Raw genomic sequence first — 17,337 nt, 5'->3', positions numbered from 1 at the left:
TAAATCGCAAAGTGAATAAATATAAATCTATTTACAATTTCCTTATCGTCAGACAACAACCCTTCGCATTCCCGCAAAACCGAACCTGAACTTGCGTTCCTTTCAATCAGTTCAGGCCCGGCTCTTTACCTAATTAGTCTTTTGTTGGGTCTATTGCGTAATAAGCAACCTTCCCGTTAGGATAAATACCTGTAATAAACAGAGCTCTGTCCTGTTCGTCGGCAGAATTATTTGCTTTCACGGCACCTTCCAGATCAGTGACCTTCCGAATAGGTTTATTGTTGATCTTGATGATAACAAAACCTTTCTGAACTCCGGCCTCTGATAACAAGCTATTCTTCTGCAAGCCAACAACCTGCACCCCACCGGAAATACGCAACTTCTGCTTCAAATCGTCACCCACCTCTTCGAGTGATGCGCCAAGCACTTCCATGCCCTTATTCTTCACAACCTTTGTATCACCTTGCTGGTTTTTCAATGTCACTGCCACGGTTTTATCTTTGCCTTCGCGAACAAAAGAGACATCAATCTTGTCGCCCGGACGATGACGACCTACCTGTTCCTGCAATTCAGCAGATGATTTTACGGCAACCCCGTTTATCTTTGTAATAATATCACCTTCCTTAATTCCCGCATCTTTTGCAGCGCTAAGGTCGTTTACTTCTGCAACATAGACACCGTCAAGCACTTTAATTTTCTTTTCTTTTGCAAAGTCGTCATCAATATCTCTGATCTGAACACCCATCAGCGCACGTTGTACTGCACCGTATTGTTTGATATCAGCCACCACTTTGCTCACGATACTTACCGGAACAGCAAAACCATAACCGGCATAGCTTCCTGTTTGAGACGCGATAGCTGTATTTATACCAATCAACTCTCCTTTTGTGTTTACCAAAGCACCTCCACTGTTGCCCGGATTGATGGCAGCATCGGTCTGAATAAATGATTCAATAGGTGTTTTTGAGGAAATAATATTGATATTACGGGCTTTTGCACTCACAATACCGGCTGTCACTGTCGAGGTAAGGTTAAACGGATTGCCGATAGCCAACACCCATTCTCCAAGCTTCAGGTCATCCGAGTTTCCAAAGACAAGAGTAGGCAGATCCTTGGCCTCTATCTTCAGAAGCGCAATATCCGTATTCGGATCGGTACCAATTACTGTTGCTGTAAAAGTCCGTTTGTCATTCAAAACAACCTGAATATTATCCGCTTCACTAACCACATGATTGTTTGTCACGATGTAACCGTCAGTAGAAATAATTACGCCCGAACCTGATGCTTTCTGAGGTTCAAGCTGACGTTGCGAACCACCACCGTTAGGTCCGAAAAAGAAATTAAAAAACGGATCGTCATCCATATCTCCTCTCATCATGGTTCTCTGCTTGGTTTCCACTTTGATGTGAACTACCGCGTTTACCGAATTTTCTGCGGCCACAGTTAAATCTGGCAGACCCGCAACACTCCGCGTGGGAGTATATGCAACATTTGTAATGGGAGTTTGAATAAAACCTCCATTGGCAATTATCTCTTTCTTTTTGGCAGTTCCATTTTGCGCATTCACCGCCAACATCCCCGCCAACAAAAACATAACACTTACTAATCTCATTTTCATAGCAATAATCGTTTTATTAAAGGATTGAACAACTCTGTTTTAACTTAAAATCATTGACAAATATCTGCAAAAACTTCGACATGTGTATCGCTGCAATTACTAAACTATGTTGACTTTTGCCTCATTTAACATTTGAAATTGTCCGCTTAAATGTTATTTGCTACCAAAATATCGAAATGTTAAAATCAAAGAAATCAGTTTGATTATTAGATAGTTCAAACTGTCAGATGCTAACAAAGTGGCAATATCGAACACCCTCATTGACAGCTAAGGATTTGGCAAGGGGTTTCCACCCCTACAACCCCGACTTACTTTTTGTCTTGAAACAAAAAGTAAGCAAAAAACTCAAGGCTATGCCCGCTTCGCTCAAAAAACTGGCGTTCGGAAGCGGAAATCACCCAAACTTGTTTCCTCCTTTCGTCGGAAACTTCGAACAAGGGCGATTTTGCCCGCTCCCTTTCTTGTTTTTTGGCTCACCGGGCAAGGCCGTTCCCAATCTGACTTAGCAGCTTGTGCAAATTTACGATTACTTTTTTGCCTAGCTTTTTAAGCTTAATGCCGGAGTCCAAAAAATTATCGCTTGATAGCTGACAGATTTTGCCGTACCTTTGCACAAAAGCAGGCCGGCTTGTCGCTTTTCCGTTTGTGCGGAGAAGAGGAAAGTCCGGGCAACGCAGAGCACCATATTTCCTAACGGGAAGCTGTTCGTGAGGGCAGAGTAGCGTAACAGAAAATAACCGCCACGACTCGTTTGTGGTAAGGGTGAAAAGGTGGGGTAAGAGCCCACCGGCGCTGATGGCAACATCGGCGGCCGTACGTCTTATGGGTTGTAAGGCCATGTATACCGGCGCTTGAGGGTTGCTCGCCCAAGCCGGAGGGTAGGCCGCAAGAGTTGATTGGTGACAATCTTCCCAGATAAATGACAGGCATCCCGTTTCGGCGGGATACAGAACCCGGCTTACAGGCCTGCTTTTTTATCTGTATAACTACTTTCAAAATAAAACGGTTAAGCAATGATTTGCTTAACCGTTCTGTTTTTATTCTATCTCAGCGCCTGAAGAATATCAGATTTCAAATCTTCCACATGTTCCAAACCCGTAGAAAAACGCAGCAAGGTATCTGAAATACCAACCTTCTCTTTCATTTCCGGCGAGAACGTGCCATAGATGGTAGACAACGGATGGATGATGAGTGATTTATTGTCGAACAAATTGGTAGCTCGACGTATCAGCTTCAGCTTATTCATAAAAGCATAACATGCAGCCTTGTCTGCCAGCTCAAAAGTAAACATCGCCGTCCCCACTTTACCGAACTGCATTGCACTGATGGCATAAAATGGATTACTTTCCAGACTGTTATGGCTAACCTTTTTCACTTCCGGCAGAGTTTCCAGCCATTGCGCCAATTCCAGACCAGTATTTGCGGCTTGATTAAAGCGCAACTCCATAGTCTCAAGCCCTAAAGTTTGTTGGTATGCAGTTTGCGGCGACATGCAGGCTCCGAAATTTCTGAAGATCTCGCCCCTTAACTTAGCATGAAATGCCATCGAACCGAATTTATTCGCTTCAAAAGTCAGCCTTTTGGAGTGGCTCCAGTCAAAGTTACCATGATCGAGAATCAATCCTCCGATGCTGGTAGCTCCGCCCGAAATATATTTGGTACTGGAAACAACTTCGATGTTTGCTCCGAAATCGCGCGATTTGAATGCACACCAGGGAACTACGGTAGTATCAACCACCAAAGGAACCTGTTTTTTTCGGGTTAAGTCCGAGAGAGCTTTCAGATCGACCACTTCAAGATGGGGATTGGTAATTACTTCCGTAAATACAAGAGCCGTATTCTCATCAATATTTTTTTCCACCTCATCAAGGTTCAACAAATCACAAAAGCGAACCTCTACTCCGAAGTTTGCCAGTGTAAACTGTAAAACAGAAAACGTATTACCAAACAAATGGGAGGTAGTAACAATATTTGCCCCACTAAAAGCTAATGTCATAAAAACATTCGAGATAGCTGCCATCCCCGAAGACACGGCGGTTACACCCATTGCTCCGGATGCTTGTTGTACCCGTTTTTCAAAAAACTCAACTGTTGGGTTCGAAATGCGGGTGTAAGTATGAAAAGCCGATTTTCCGATAAATGCGGCCTCCATTTCTTCTGCCGTAGCAAATTCATAGGCAGCAGTATTGTACACGGGCATTGAAAGCGGATTATTGAGATCATTTTTCGCAAATGAAGTCTCCAAAATCTTAGTAGTAATATTTTCCGACATCTTTAATAATCTTATAAGCAGGATGTTTCTAAACAACAGAGCATAAAAACAGGCGCGAAATGTTTTTGTTATTTACGAATACAAAGTTGCAAGATTTCCGTGACTATTCAAAATCAGCTTCATTTTCACGCCCGACTTATGATGATTGCTAACACATAGGTCTGTTTTCTCCTATTTTTTTGTACTTTTGTTTTACATTATGGTTATATTTATGACCTATGCAGCACTATTGTAATTTTGCAAATCCTTATTTTTATGACAAAGCATAAATCTTTCATTATCTTACTATTGGTCGTATTTTCCAGCGTAGTTCTTGCACAATTCAAGTTGGATGAGCAATCTGCCAAACTGGTTTACACCCTCAATGCTATCAACAGTTTATATGTCGACTCTGTAAAAGAGAACAATCTGGCAGAAAGTGCTATCGTTGGAATGCTGAAAGATCTCGATCCGCACTCGGTATATATTCCAAAAGACGAAGTTGAACGGATGAACGAACCGCTGGAAGGTTCGTTTTTTGGCGTAGGCATTCAATTTCAGATGCTTGAAGACACGCTTTATGTTATACAAACCATATCGGGCTGTCCGGCAGCCAAGGTTGGCGTACTGCCAGGCGACCGCATGATTTTTATTGAAGACACGCTTATTGCCGGAGTAAAAATGCAAAACACGGCTATCATGAAGAAGTTACGCGGACCGAAAGGCACTGTCGTAAGAGTAAAAATGCTTCGTCGCGGAGTACCCGAACTGATTGATTTTAGCATCACACGAGATAAAATTCCAATTTACAGTGTTGACGCATCTTACATGATCGACAAAGAAGTCGGATACATTAAAATCAACAGCTTTGGAGCTACAACTTACCGCGAATATCTTGAGGCATTGGAAAAACTCAAAAAAGCCGGTATGAAAGATTTGATTATCGACCTGCAGGATAACGGTGGTGGATATATGAATGCGGCAACGGATCTGGCAAACGAGTTCTTGCAACAAGGAAACCTGATTGTTTATACCAAAGGAGTAAAACAGCCACGCACATCAATCAATGCTACCGGCAAGGGAGGATTTTCAAACGGTCGGCTCATCGTCCTGACCAATGAATACTCTGCATCTGCCAGTGAAATCTTCTCCGGTGCCATGCAGGATTGGGACAGAGGTGTGGTAGTTGGCCGCCGTACATTTGGCAAAGGGTTGGTGCAGCGCCCTGTAATTTTGCCCGACGGATCAATGATTCGCCTGACTACAGCCCGTTACTATACTCCATCCGGACGTTGTATCCAAAAATCATACAAAGACGGATTGGACAAATATGAAAAAGACATTTTGGACAGATACAAACACGGAGAGTTCCAACACGCAGACAGCATTCATTTTGCCGATTCACTTAAATACAAAACTTTGCGACTGGCTCGTACGGTTTATGGCGGTGGCGGCATTATGCCCGATGTGTTTGTTCCTCTTGACACAACCTACTATACCGATTACCTCAGAAAAATCATAGCAAAAGGGGTTGTCAACAAAACCACCATGCAATACATCGACAAGAACAGAAATGCGATTACCGAACAATATAAAACCTTCGATACTTTCGCCACATCATATTCCGTTCCACAATCACTATTCGACGATTTGGCAGGTGCTGCCACAAAGGAAAAAATCACCTTCAGTCAGGAGCAGTTCGATAAATCAAAGCCTTATTTGTCCACACAAATAAAAGCTATGATTGCAAACGACATATGGGAAAGAGATGCTTTCTACCGCATTGTGAACACCGAAAACGCAATCGTAAAAAAAGCATTGGAATTATTCAAACAACCAGGAGCATATAACAAGCTAATATCAGCATCAGCTCCTGCAAAGAAAACAGGCAAATAATCGTTGTCTTGCAGGATGTAAGACAACATTAAGCAACAAACAGCATGAATTCATCTGAAGTCATAACGGAAGCAATCCGTCAATTATCAGACTACAAGCAATTCAAAACATTAAGCCATCAGCAGAAGGAAGGGACTCTCCTACCCTCTGTTGATGTACTTGAAGAAATTGTACGACTGACACGATCCATTTTATTCCCCGGCTATTTCGGACGCTCGGCCATTGACCGGCACACGATAAAATATCATATCGGAGTTAGCGTTGAAGAGCTCTACCATTTACTCACTGAGCAAATCATGGCCGGACTCTGCTTTTCCACAGACATTGAAGAGCCTAAAGCAAAAGCTATTGACATTGCCACTCAATTTATCACACACCTTCCCTGCATACGGGAACGTTTGGCAACAGATGTGGAAGCAACTTATATCGGCGATCCTGCTTCCAAGAGCTTTGGCGAAGTGATTTTTTGCTATCCGGCTATCCGCGCCATCAGCAATTACCGCATTGCTCACGAACTACTGGAACTGGGAGTACCGCTTATTCCCCGCATTATCACCGAAATGGCTCATTCCGAAACAGGAATAGATATTCACCCGGGAGCCACCATCGGCAACGGCTTCACCATCGACCACGGTACCGGAGTTGTGATTGGAGAAACGGCCATTATTGGGAATAACGTAAAATTGTATCAGGGTGTGACACTTGGAGCAAAAAGCTTTCCGCTCGACGAGAACGGAAAACCTATCAAGGGAATTCTACGACACCCGATACTGGAAGACGACGTCATTATTTATTCCAACTCTACTATACTTGGACGTATCACTATCGGGAAAGGTGCCATTATCGGTGGTAATATCTGGGTTGATCAGGATGTACCCCCGGGAGCCCGCATAGTGCAGAGCCGACCAAAAAAATAACAATAACAAAAAAGCAACTCTTTCGGGTTGCTTTTTTTATTTCCTCCCTTAAATCCACTTCGAAATTTAAGTTTATATTTTGCCTTTTAGTTAATTACGACAAGTTACATTTCAAAATAAACGTAAATATGATTAATTGTAATCTCTGAATAGCATTTTGTGTGTATTTTTGCAACGTCTATATAGCAAAATAAGACTTTCTTATTTTGAATTCACACCTAATCATTCTGTATGCAAGAATCGAAAGATCTGAAATTTGAAGAAATTAACGAAGGATTTTCCGCCAAAGAAGCCATAGATGAAGCAAAACGCTGCCTGAATTGCAAAAACCCTCTTTGCGTTAAAGGTTGTCCCATTGAGCATGACATACCGGGATTTATTCATCAACTTTCAATGGGAAATGTTGGAAACGCGCTTCAAATCATCAATGAAAAAAGTAATTTACCTGCCATATGCGGTCGCGTATGTCCGCACGAAAAACAGTGTGAGGGCCATTGCATCCTCAACAAGAAAGAACAACGTATCCGCGTAGGCAAGCTGGAACGCTTTATTGCGGATTTTGATGGAGAGATGGGGCTGATACGCGAAAAACTTCCTCAAAAGAACAGAGGCAAAGTAGCTGTGATCGGTTCAGGGCCTGCCGGATTAACTGTGGCCGGTGATTTGGCCAGACAGGGTTTCAATGTCGTCATCTACGAAGGCGAACAGGAATTGGGTGGCGTACTCATGTTTGGAATTCCCAAATACCGCTTACCTAAGAGTGTGGTAAAACGAGAAATCGAGAAGATTGCAGGTTTAGGTGTTACATTCATCACGCACTGCATGGTTGGCAAAGACATAACAGTAGATGATATGTTCGACCGTGGATTTGATGCCGTCTTTATCGGTACCGGTACCGCCATCCCCAAATCGCTATCCATCCCCGGATCCGATTTGGTTGGGGTAGTCCAATCGTCTTATTTCCTGCGCATGGTCAACTTATATCAGAATGAGAGTATCGACCGCAAAGACGTACCGCTACGGGTTCATGACGAGGTTTTTGTAATAGGAGCCGGCAATGTTGCCATGGATGCTGCCCGAACTGCAATACGCATGGGCGCTAAAAACGTATCTGTGCTTTATCATAAAACAGAGGCCGACATGCCTGCACTCCGTACCGAATATGAAGAAGCCGTTGATGAAGGAGTTCAATTTTTATGGAATACTTCCACCGTTGAATTAATCGGGAAGAGAAAACGGTTGTCCGAAATAACGATTCATACTCCGGAAGGTGAAAAGACCATTCCTGCCGACCGGGTATTACTGGCAATCGGTTCCCGGCCTGCGAACCGCATTGTCTCCACCACCGAAGGCATTGAAGTTAACGATACCGGTTACGTCATTACCAAAGAGCGTCCATATGGAATGACCACCAAAAAAGGCGTTTTTGCAGGCGGTGACGTTGTACATACCCCGCAAACCGTAGTGCTTGCCATGAGGGAAGCCAAACAGGTAGCCAAAGGAATAGCTCAGTTTGTTGATGCAAAGAAGCTCCTGGAAGAATAAAACTCCAGAGTATACCCTAGTAAGTGTTGTAAATGTAAACGAGGATGTCTCTTGCGGGACACCCTCGTTTTTTATTGACATTCAATTAAATTTTTGAAGCAGGCTTTAGCAGGTGATCCGTCACATAACGGGTTCCAGTTGCCAGTGCAACAGCAGAAAGCCATGTTCATTTTTTAGTTTCTTCTTTCTATTCCTTTGTTGGATTAATAATTACTCAGTGTGAAACTGACATTTAGAGCGATATTTCTGCAACTGTGAGGTTTCTTCCATAAGCGTCCTTTTTTAGTTCAACAATAAACCTCAGAGGGAATGGCCAATTCCATGACATCACAAATATATATACTGAAAGTCATAATTGTTCTCATTCCGGCATCTTTTTCTCGCAAAAATTATCATCTCTACAGAACAAAAAGAAAATGAACCGATTAAGATTCCTGGTTCATAATTCCGAGTTTACGGAAACCCCAGAAAAGAATAGAAAGAACGACTCCCACGATAGCTGCAAAGGCCATACCCTTGAGTTGAACAGAGCCGATATTGATAGCTGCACCCGATACTCCCACCACAAAAGTGATCGCTCCGAGAACCATATTGCTGTTCTTACTGAAGTCTACTTTCTGTTGGATAAAGATACGGAAACCCTGAACGGCAATCACACCATACAACAACATAGTCATCCCGCCGAGAACTGCTGTAGGGATAGTTGAAATGGCGGCTGAAACCTTGCCCACGCATGAAAAGGCAATTGCAAACAAAGCTGCTCCACGAATCACCCAAACTGAATAAACACGGGTAATAGCCATCACACCAATATTTTCACCATAAGTGGTATTCGGAGGAGAACCGGCAAAACCTGAAAAAAGGTTGCTCAAACCATCGCCCAATAAAGAACGATGCAAGCCGGGATTGGCCATCAAATCGTTACCTGTAACTTCTCCTGTAACGATAAGGTGGCTGATGTGTTCGGCCAAAACTACGATACATGCCGGTGCTATAATAATCATCGCTTTGGTATCAAAAACCGGAGCACTGAATTTCGGCAATGCAAACCAGGCAGCATTACTAATTGCTGTAGTGTCCACCATACCCAGACACAAGGCCATTACATATCCGGCTACAACGGCAATCAGGATAGGAATAACCTGCAAAAAACCTCTGAAGAGTACAGAACCTATAATCCCAACGCAAAGAGTAAACATAGAAACCAGTACCACATTCGAATTCACCACAAAAGGTTGTACCACCTGGCCTACAGCGGTAGAACCGGCAGCCAAACCAGCTTGTTGTGCAGCAACAGGTGCCAGTTCAAGACCGATAATGGCAACAACCGCGCCCATAACGGCAGGAGGCATCACCACGTCAATCCAGCGGATGCCCCATTTTTTCACCACGAATGAGATAATAACAAAAAACAATCCGAAAAAGATAAAACCGGACTGAGCATGAGCAAAACCTCCATAGCTACCCATGATCAGCATGGTTGGAGCAATAAATGCAAAACTCGATCCCAGATAGGCCGGGATGCCGCCTTTAGTGATCCACGAATAAAGTAAAGTGCCGATACCGTTCATCAATAAAGCAATAGCGGGATCGACACCTAACAAAATAGGGACTAAAATTGTGGCACCAAACATGGCAGTCAGGTGCTGAAGACTGAGAGGCATGCTCTGCAGAACCGGTAGTTTCTCATGAATACCAATTGTACGTCGTTTTTCCATTTTTTGAAGTTTATAGTAGTGATTAATTAATGATATGCGGAATAAATCTGCTCAAATTATCCGTGATAAGTGTATTGGTTTCCCTTATACCCATACCTGCCGGTTCGCAACCTATTACCCATGACCCGATTACCGGATAGTTGAGCTTAAAATTAGGTAACTCACAATATTTCTGATAAATATATCCTTCAGAACCATATAAGCCTGCCGTTTGAGCAATGGTTTTCCCGTTTCTGACAATAGTAACATTTTCTCCTTCGCGTGAAAAAAAAGGCTTTTTGACATAATCAAACGCCATTTTCGAGTTATCGAAGTAAGCTTCAAGCAAATTGGGATGATTTGGAAACAGTTGCCATAAAACAGGCAAAATCGCCTTATTGGACAAAATCATTTTCCACGCAGGCTCTATCCAGACAGTGCGTTCCGGTGCAATCAGCAGGTTGTCTGCAAAGGCCTCACGGATGAGCCATTCCCAGGGATACAACTTGAATAAATTGGTAATATTTTGCTCCTGTAAATCGACAAAAGTCAATGAATATTGATTCCAACCTATATCTTCGAGATAGACGAATTCTGTATCTATTCCGGCCTGAATAGCGCAATCGCGTAAGTATTCCACCGTTGTCAAATCTTCGAGATTATCTTTGAGACAACTGAAATGCAGCTTTCCTTCATTCAGATATGGAATCAGAGTTTTCCAGTATCCAACGAGCTTTTCGTGAATAGAATTGAACTGATCAGTGCCGGGTTTAACATCCTCGAGCCAGTACCACTGCACAACGCCTCCTTCAAACAAAGAGGTCGGTGTATCCGCATTAAATTCGAGCATTTTCGGAGCATGCCTGCCGTCATAAACCAGATCGAAACGCCCATAAATAGAAGGAGCATCTTCATTCCAGGACGACTCAATCAACGGAACGAATCGCTGATCGATTTTAAAAAGGTCGTAAAGCTTATGATCAATGACATACTGAACAGCATCCAGACAACGATCAAAAAGCTCTACTGTTGCGGCTTCCAGTTCATTGACTTCACGCATGGAAAACTGATAATACGCCGATTCATCCCAATAGGTTCCGTCAATGGTATGAAATCCAAAGCCAAGTTCTTCCACCCGCTTTTTCCAGTCGTTCCTTACAGGGCAATTAATCCGTTCCATAACCTCAACTTCCTACATGAATACCGGAAGAACCGAATCCCCCGCGTGAAATATGCGCGGAGGCTTTGCTCGAAAACCCTGACGACTCATAGCCACCATGACTGTAACCTCGATAAGGCGAGTACATACCATATGGGCTGCAATAAAAAAAGCCTCCCCCGTGCGTTCGGGGCGTTTGCGAATAACTACTGGCGCTGTCTCCTCGCACAAATAAACGGCTGTTTTTATCCTGATCTTTATGCTGACTACACGAAGCAACAAGGCCGGCCACCAAAACCAGATTGACAAATTTTGATTTCTTCATTCTGCCGTTATTTTATAGTTACAAAAAATTCGTATTCTTTGGGGATTCTTGCCATAGTCTGGGAATCATCATTATCTTCAACTGCTTGTATTGAATCGCCCAAAGCGGGTAAAGTATCCATGCGGGCAATGCTTTTAATCAGTTTTCCTTTGATATAAATATTTTGATTTTCAATTAACAGAACTGTACTGTCAGACAGCTGTTTGGTTTCGTAAGTAACAGCAATGGCATGTGTTTTGTCAAGGTTTTTGACGGCTGGTTCTTTGTCGTCACCCGACATTAAAATGACCAATAAAATGACTATAATAACTATTGCCCCTCCAAGAATAAGCGTTAAACGTAAGTTTTTGTTTGATAAATCAGACGTTGTCTTATAACGTTCCATGTTTGAGTTGGTTTAGATCGTTTGTTGATAATTATACTTTAGATTATTTGTTTGCAATAAAAGCGTCCAGTAACGGGCATTTAAAATCGTGATAGACTTTTGTATCGGCGTAGTGAGCATAAAATTCGCGCAACTCTTTTCCTGCCGGATATTTGGGCCTTTTATCGTCATACCACGAATAATTAATCATTGCCCATGGCAAATAGTTGCATTCGTGCAGCATCAACAAAGCATAAGCCCGTTGCTCAGTGCTTGCTTTGGGATCGTCGGCTGCCAGATGGAAATAGCGAGCCGCCAGTTTACAATTATAATAGTTATCGTCTTTCAAAGGATTTGAGATCACCCTGACCGGAGGGAGCTTAAATGCTAAAAACTGATTGAAATAGCCCAAACTATCAGTAGGCGAATGATATTCAGGCTCGGCTCTGCTCCAACCATATTCCACCATCATCCACGAATTACCATAATAAGAACAATTGAAATAGGCATTTCCCAAAAGGATTGCATTCTCGGCAACTCCCGTTTTCTTATGTGTTTTATCCTGAAGATCGAGCAGGCGTTTTACAAATTTCGTTTTATCGAAATGGTAAGCAAAATTCCTTTTTTTACACAAAACCTTAGGGACAAAAGGATCTTCATTCAGACAATCTTTGTAAGCATAACTTGTACGCCAAAAGGCAGGATCAATTTTCCTGAAAATCGAATACGCCGTTTTAAAATCGTTTTGCCTGAATGCCAATGTTCCCTGCAAATCGCGATAAAGATTTACACTTCCCAGGGGTTGCTCGGTAATATAATCTTCAAAATCGCTTTTATCCGGCTTCGACAAAAGGCGGATCAGATTGTCCACATCTCCGATACCGGCACACTTATCAAAATATCTTATCTTTTGATAGTTATCATCTGCTGTTATTGAAAAATCCTCCGCATAAGCAGCATCATACCGACGCTTATACTGATCGGCTTTCATAGTGAGCAAACCGGCTGTAGCAAAGTCAAAGCGCTTTTCATATTCGCCTGCCACACCAAGCAATAGAGAATAGAGCGTTTTGTTGATCGTATTGTCGCTTTTGGCCAACCGGTGAAGCTTGTGGCAATAAATCACAAACTGATCCTTGAACACGTTGTCGGTTATATCGGTGGTTTTGGCCATGACCCAGGCCGTTTCAATATTCTTCTGTATTTCAATAGAACTGTTTTCGGATAAACCGATAGCATTCAGATAATCAAGGCCTTCTTTCGTATTGTCGCTTATCAGACTAAGATGCGCCAGACCGAGCGTCAGGTATTGATGGAGCTCTCCCCTCGCCTGCTGTTGCTGTTGTTTTACAAAGTCCATGAACGACCCAAGGTATTCCAGATCGGTTTTCATGTTTTTTGCCATTGCCTGCGAAAAATTCCATTGCGGCGATACCGCAGGAGAATACGCCGTAAATGCAGGCGTACAAATCCAATCCTCCAGTTTATTGATTTCGCGGGCCAGCAAAAACGTCATATAGGAGGATTTCGGATCAAGCGAACTGATGGTTTTCAAGCTACTAAGCACAGGCCCCGGATTATTAATCACTCTCATCACCCACATCACCGCCTTTTCGTGAGCAGTCTTGGCCTGTTTCAATCCAGCCGTAAACGTTGCTTCATCGCTATTAAAGAGCTGATGTGCACGCAATTTCTTACTGTCGCAGTTATCAAAAACAAGACTATAGTAGTAGTTTGCTTTTGCCTTCTTCTTTGTGGCATTAAGCGACTGTGCATAAAACAAAGTGCTCCAGACATTCATTAGCTCATTACCATTGAACTTTTTGAAATAACGTTCGTAAGTGGCCATGACGTCTGCCGGCCATTGAAGCTGGTAAGACAAGCGACACAACTGATAAGCATAGCGTTTTTTGAGAAAATCGTTCTTTACAGTGCTCAATCGTTTTTTTGCAATCATGAGCAATGCAAGTTTCTTTTGTTTCACCACTGCCATCTCATTGGCATCGCTGTTCCACGACTCAAATCCTTCTGACCAGGCAGTCTCGGTAGCTTCTGCCTGTTTCGAAAAAAGCAGGTATTCCAGCAATTGTTTGGAAGATGGACGGAGAAGAAACTGAATAAAGCTATTGTCTTCAAAGACAACTTGCAGCTTATTATGAGAGTAAGCAAACTGCAGCGAATCGGGAGAAGTTTCGTACTGGATGGCAAGAATATCTTCGAGTACAACGCCATTACCGGTAACAGCCTGCCATTCTTTGGCATTTCTTACCCGATCGACACCTTCCGGATCAGGGTTATAACTTGCATAAAGAGCTGGTGAGTAATTGAAAATCTGAAGTGGGGAACTGTTCCCGGTTCTGGCCTGAAAAAACATCATCCTGTAGGTATCGGGAGATTCCATCACCACACAAGCTGACGAGTAAAAAGGAAGTATCAAAAAGAGGCTAACGATCAAAAAGCGTGTAGAAACGCCCGATTTCTTCCATTCCATACCGGTTAACATTTTGTCTATCTAACGAAAAGAGGGTTAAACGTGAGCTGCTCCGCAAAGATACTTGTTTTTTAACAACTTCTATCATTTTTTCTATTTCGGCAGCACTGATTTGTTCTATTCTGATTTCATCCCCGTAACGAAGATAATGTTTCCCGACAACCGTGTCTTTCATCAGCATAAAACGGTTAGCAGTTATCTCTTTATAATGTAGCTTATCATGCCTGAATCCGGCCGCATCAGCATCTTTCATCAAGCCCAGCCATTTGCCACGGGGAAACACCACACCCCAACCGAAAATTGGCAGTGCAATATCCAGATGATGTGCATAGTTACTTTGTGTGAGATAGCTTTCCAGCTCTTTCGCACTGCCGATAGAATTGGATGTTGTCTGTTTTTGGGGATCGGAAAGGTTATAGCACATCAAAAGACAACGGTTAACCGGTGGAATGCCGCTGACATCGCGGTGTTTGAACTGCCATAAACGCAACGTTGCCGACCTTTCTTTTTCAGGGAAAAATTCCTCCATTTTTCGCAGAAAATAGAAATAACGGTCTCTGGTGGAAACGGTCCAGTCGCAGTCGAAAAGGACTTCCGTCCAGCCTCTCACAACCGCAGGAGCAGTTTTATTTCCGCTAAGACTGTCCTTTATAGCCACTGCAAGGAAACGGCTATTCACCATCGCAATACGACGGCTTACCCGTGCAGCCAACGAATCGATAGCAGCGTGAGTAGCATGGTCAAAAACTTTGTTGGTAATAAAAACAGACGGCGTAAAATTGCACGGAGGAACAGAAGCGACAATTAAAGTACCGACAGGCTTTGGCTCTTGTCCGGCTTCGTCCCAATCTACATCAAAATACCGGATATACAAGTGATTGGCTCCTGTTTGCTGTAAAGTGGTCTTTTCCTCTTTCGTAATATTGAAAGTACGCTGCCAATAGCAAAACGAATGCCGGCCTGCGTCAGTTCCACACGAAGCGAGAAGTGACACACCAACAGAAAAAACAACCAACCGAAGCCAAAACATGTTTATTTCAATTCAATATCTTTGGGCAATTGCTTAATCAAGGCATCGCGGTCAATTTCAAAATAATGATACGGGTACAACACTTTGGGATGTATCATTTTTGCAGCCGCAACAAACTGTTCGTCCGTCATAGTATAAGGCAGGTTTTTCGGTAAAAAAGCAATCTTGATTTTACCAAGCTGACTCATCTCCGGAATATTTTCTGTGTCACCGGCAATATATACCCGGAAACTCTTAAAAGAGAGGATATATCCGTTTCCAACGCCTTTTTCATGAAATGGTTTCCCGTCAGGACGCTTGTGCTCAATATTGTACGCGGGAACAGCTAAAATTTCGATATCATTCCAGGTTGCATTTTCATCATTCTTCAAGACTGTTGCATTTGGAAGGCCGGAAGCCGCCACACTGTCAGTAGTAATGATGTACGTATCTGGGGTAACGATCTTTTTAAGCGCTTTTTTGTCAAAATGGTCAGAGTGCTCGTGAGTAATCAAAACCAAATCAGCCTTGGGCAAAGTGCTGTAATCTACCGTTTTTTCATACGGATCCACATGAATCACTTTCCCCTTGATTTTGAGCATGACGGAGCCGTGGTTAACCGGAGTAACGACTAACACTCCCATCGGGGTAGAGTACACATCGGGATGTTGCTGAGCCATAGCCATAAAGGGCAATAAAGCTATTAAAGTTACAAGTAATGTTTTCATCTGTATCTAATTTGATTTGTACTGTATTTCGCAAAATAAACAATAAATAACAAGACTATCAATAACGTATACTGCTTTCGCCTACTTCACAAAGTCGGCTTGCAGTTTTTAATAAATAAATATCTAATATTCAATATAATACTCATTATTAAAGGGGCTTCCGCCCCTGTGATCCTGACTTCCTTTTTGTCTTGATACAAAAAGGAAGCAAAAAAATCAAGACTCCGCCCGCATCACTCGAAAAACTGGCGTTCGTGAGCGGGAATCGTCCAAACTCATTTTCTCCTTCGTCGAAAACTTCAAACAAGGACGATTCCTGACGCTCCCTCACTTGTTTTTCGGTTCTCCGGGCGAGGTCGTCCCCCGCTTTGCTCAATGTCTTTCGCTTTATCAATCGCTCTTTTTAGCAAATGTATATCTTTGATTGCTATCTAATTATAAAATTCACAAACATTGAGAATATATTTCAAGCGGTTTCCCAGCCTGATCTGTTTGGACAAACTTTTCGGCAATTGTAGCAAACGGTTATAGGAGCACCTTTTACTGTAGATCCTTCCGAATAGGTACGACACTTCTTTTGGTCAACACCCCCATCGTGTAATGCTCCCGAAGGACAATTAGTGATGCAGGCATTACATTTTTCAGAGCACATATTATTCTCCATTATAGGATCAGCCTCAAGTGGAACATTCACCAGCAAAGCTCCGAGCTTTATCAAATTACCATACTCAGGCGTACACAGCAATGTATTGCGGCCAATCACTCCCATACCTGCCAGATATCCGGCATGTTTCAACGACAACAACCCCTTGCCCGTCATGGTTTCCTTATCCCAGTATTCGTAAGGCTCGGACGGAACCGGAAGTGCAGAGACATTCTCCCGTTCCAGACTAACTGCAATATCGAACGACAATTGCAACACTTTTTGCAAAGCCATGTCTTCTATAAACGAATAGGGAATCTGAGATTTGGAGTGCAAAATGCTTTCGGGTATTTTCTTTGCAAAAACAACGACCGACTTCGTATCCGGGAACAAATCCGTTGGTCGAAAACCTTCCGGCGCTATATCAAATCGATCGACCGATGCAATGCCACAAAGGTCTGCACCTGCCGCCAAAACCATCTCTTTTACCAAATCTGAGTTTACCATCTCTTTTACCAAATCTGAGTTTACCATCTCTTTATTATGTTAATCTTCACACAAAGGTAAAATATTCTTATTGAGTAAAAAAATGTATTATCATTTCCTATGTCGGCTGAACAAAAGAAAACCGGAGAGTCCGCAACAAAACGGCCTCCCCGGCATCAAGTCCGGGAGCTGACTGGTCACCCGAACA

Annotated in this window: 13 protein-coding genes and 1 other RNA gene; 4 read left to right on the top strand and 10 right to left on the bottom strand. The window is 42.9% G+C overall.

Annotation, left to right across the window (positions count from 1 at the left end; translation table 11 throughout):
* Window positions 1-133 precede the first annotated feature (133 nt).
* Window positions 134-1,618 (bottom strand): Do family serine endopeptidase, encoded by a 1,485-nt coding sequence (locus PJIAN_RS10360; protein WP_068704772.1) that lies wholly within the window; start codon window positions 1,616-1,618, stop codon window positions 134-136.
* 615 nt (window positions 1,619-2,233) lie between these two features.
* On the opposite strand from PJIAN_RS10360, the gene rnpB reads away from it, so the two are divergent.
* Window positions 2,234-2,595, top strand: an RNA gene (gene rnpB, locus PJIAN_RS10350) — RNase P RNA component class A.
* 65 nt (window positions 2,596-2,660) lie between these two features.
* Here the strand turns inward: rnpB and PJIAN_RS10345 are convergent.
* A complete protein-coding gene (locus PJIAN_RS10345) occupies window positions 2,661-3,890 on the bottom strand; it encodes a PLP-dependent transferase (protein ID WP_068704768.1) in 1,230 nt (409 codons plus the stop codon).
* Window positions 3,891-4,145: 255 nt separating this feature from the next.
* Between PJIAN_RS10345 and PJIAN_RS10340 the strand changes: the two genes are divergently transcribed.
* The 3 genes from PJIAN_RS10340 (at window position 4,146) to PJIAN_RS10330 (ending at window position 8,227) form a co-directional block, all read left to right on the top strand.
* Window positions 4,146-5,765, top strand: coding sequence for a S41 family peptidase (locus PJIAN_RS10340; RefSeq protein ID WP_068704766.1), 1,620 nt, complete (start codon window positions 4,146-4,148; stop codon window positions 5,763-5,765).
* 44 nt (window positions 5,766-5,809) lie between these two features.
* Entirely contained in the window at window positions 5,810-6,682 is an 873-nt protein-coding gene (gene epsC, locus PJIAN_RS10335) for a serine O-acetyltransferase EpsC (RefSeq protein ID WP_068704764.1), read from the top strand.
* A gap of 231 nt (window positions 6,683-6,913) precedes the next feature.
* Window positions 6,914-8,227: an NAD(P)-dependent oxidoreductase gene (locus tag PJIAN_RS10330; RefSeq protein WP_068704762.1), complete on the top strand. Its 1,314-nt coding sequence runs from the start codon at window positions 6,914-6,916 to the stop codon at window positions 8,225-8,227.
* A gap of 425 nt (window positions 8,228-8,652) precedes the next feature.
* Here the strand turns inward: PJIAN_RS10330 and uraA are convergent, their stop codons facing one another.
* The 8 genes from uraA to PJIAN_RS10285 form a co-directional block, all read right to left on the bottom strand.
* The gene (gene uraA / locus PJIAN_RS10325) at window positions 8,653-9,945 is read right to left on the bottom strand and encodes a uracil permease (protein ID WP_068704760.1); all 1,293 of its coding nucleotides are present in this window, start codon (window positions 9,943-9,945) and stop codon (window positions 8,653-8,655) included.
* Between the two features lie 22 nt (window positions 9,946-9,967).
* Window positions 9,968-11,104: a glutathionylspermidine synthase family protein gene (locus PJIAN_RS10320; protein WP_068704758.1), complete on the bottom strand. Its 1,137-nt coding sequence runs from the start codon at window positions 11,102-11,104 to the stop codon at window positions 9,968-9,970.
* A 4-nt stretch (window positions 11,105-11,108) separates the two neighbouring features.
* Window positions 11,109-11,408, bottom strand: coding sequence for a hypothetical protein (locus PJIAN_RS10315; protein WP_068704756.1), 300 nt, complete (start codon window positions 11,406-11,408; stop codon window positions 11,109-11,111).
* 7 nt (window positions 11,409-11,415) lie between these two features.
* On the bottom strand, window positions 11,416-11,793 hold the full coding sequence (locus PJIAN_RS10310; RefSeq protein ID WP_153802548.1) for a hypothetical protein: 378 nt from the start codon (window positions 11,791-11,793) through the stop codon (window positions 11,416-11,418).
* 43 nt (window positions 11,794-11,836) lie between these two features.
* Window positions 11,837-14,263 carry a hypothetical protein gene (locus PJIAN_RS10305; RefSeq protein WP_153802547.1) on the bottom strand — a complete coding sequence of 809 codons (2,427 nt, stop codon included), beginning with the start codon at window positions 14,261-14,263 and terminating at the stop codon, window positions 11,837-11,839.
* Window positions 14,217-15,293 carry a hypothetical protein gene (locus PJIAN_RS10300; RefSeq protein WP_068704750.1) on the bottom strand — a complete coding sequence of 359 codons (1,077 nt, stop codon included), beginning with the start codon at window positions 15,291-15,293 and terminating at the stop codon, window positions 14,217-14,219. The genes PJIAN_RS10305 and PJIAN_RS10300 overlap by 47 nt, the downstream gene beginning before the upstream one ends.
* Window positions 15,294-15,295: 2 nt before the next feature.
* The gene (locus PJIAN_RS10295; protein WP_084252381.1) at window positions 15,296-16,000 is read right to left on the bottom strand and encodes an MBL fold metallo-hydrolase; all 705 of its coding nucleotides are present in this window, start codon (window positions 15,998-16,000) and stop codon (window positions 15,296-15,298) included.
* A gap of 466 nt (window positions 16,001-16,466) precedes the next feature.
* Window positions 16,467-17,177 (bottom strand): epoxyqueuosine reductase, encoded by a 711-nt coding sequence (locus PJIAN_RS10285; RefSeq protein ID WP_068704746.1) that lies wholly within the window; start codon window positions 17,175-17,177, stop codon window positions 16,467-16,469.
* Window positions 17,178-17,337: the final 160 nt, after the last annotated feature.

The organism is Paludibacter jiangxiensis (assembly GCF_001618385.1).
Lineage (GTDB): Bacteria > Bacteroidota > Bacteroidia > Bacteroidales > Paludibacteraceae > Microbacter > Microbacter jiangxiensis.
This window is presented reverse-complemented; position numbering and strand designations above follow the sequence as displayed.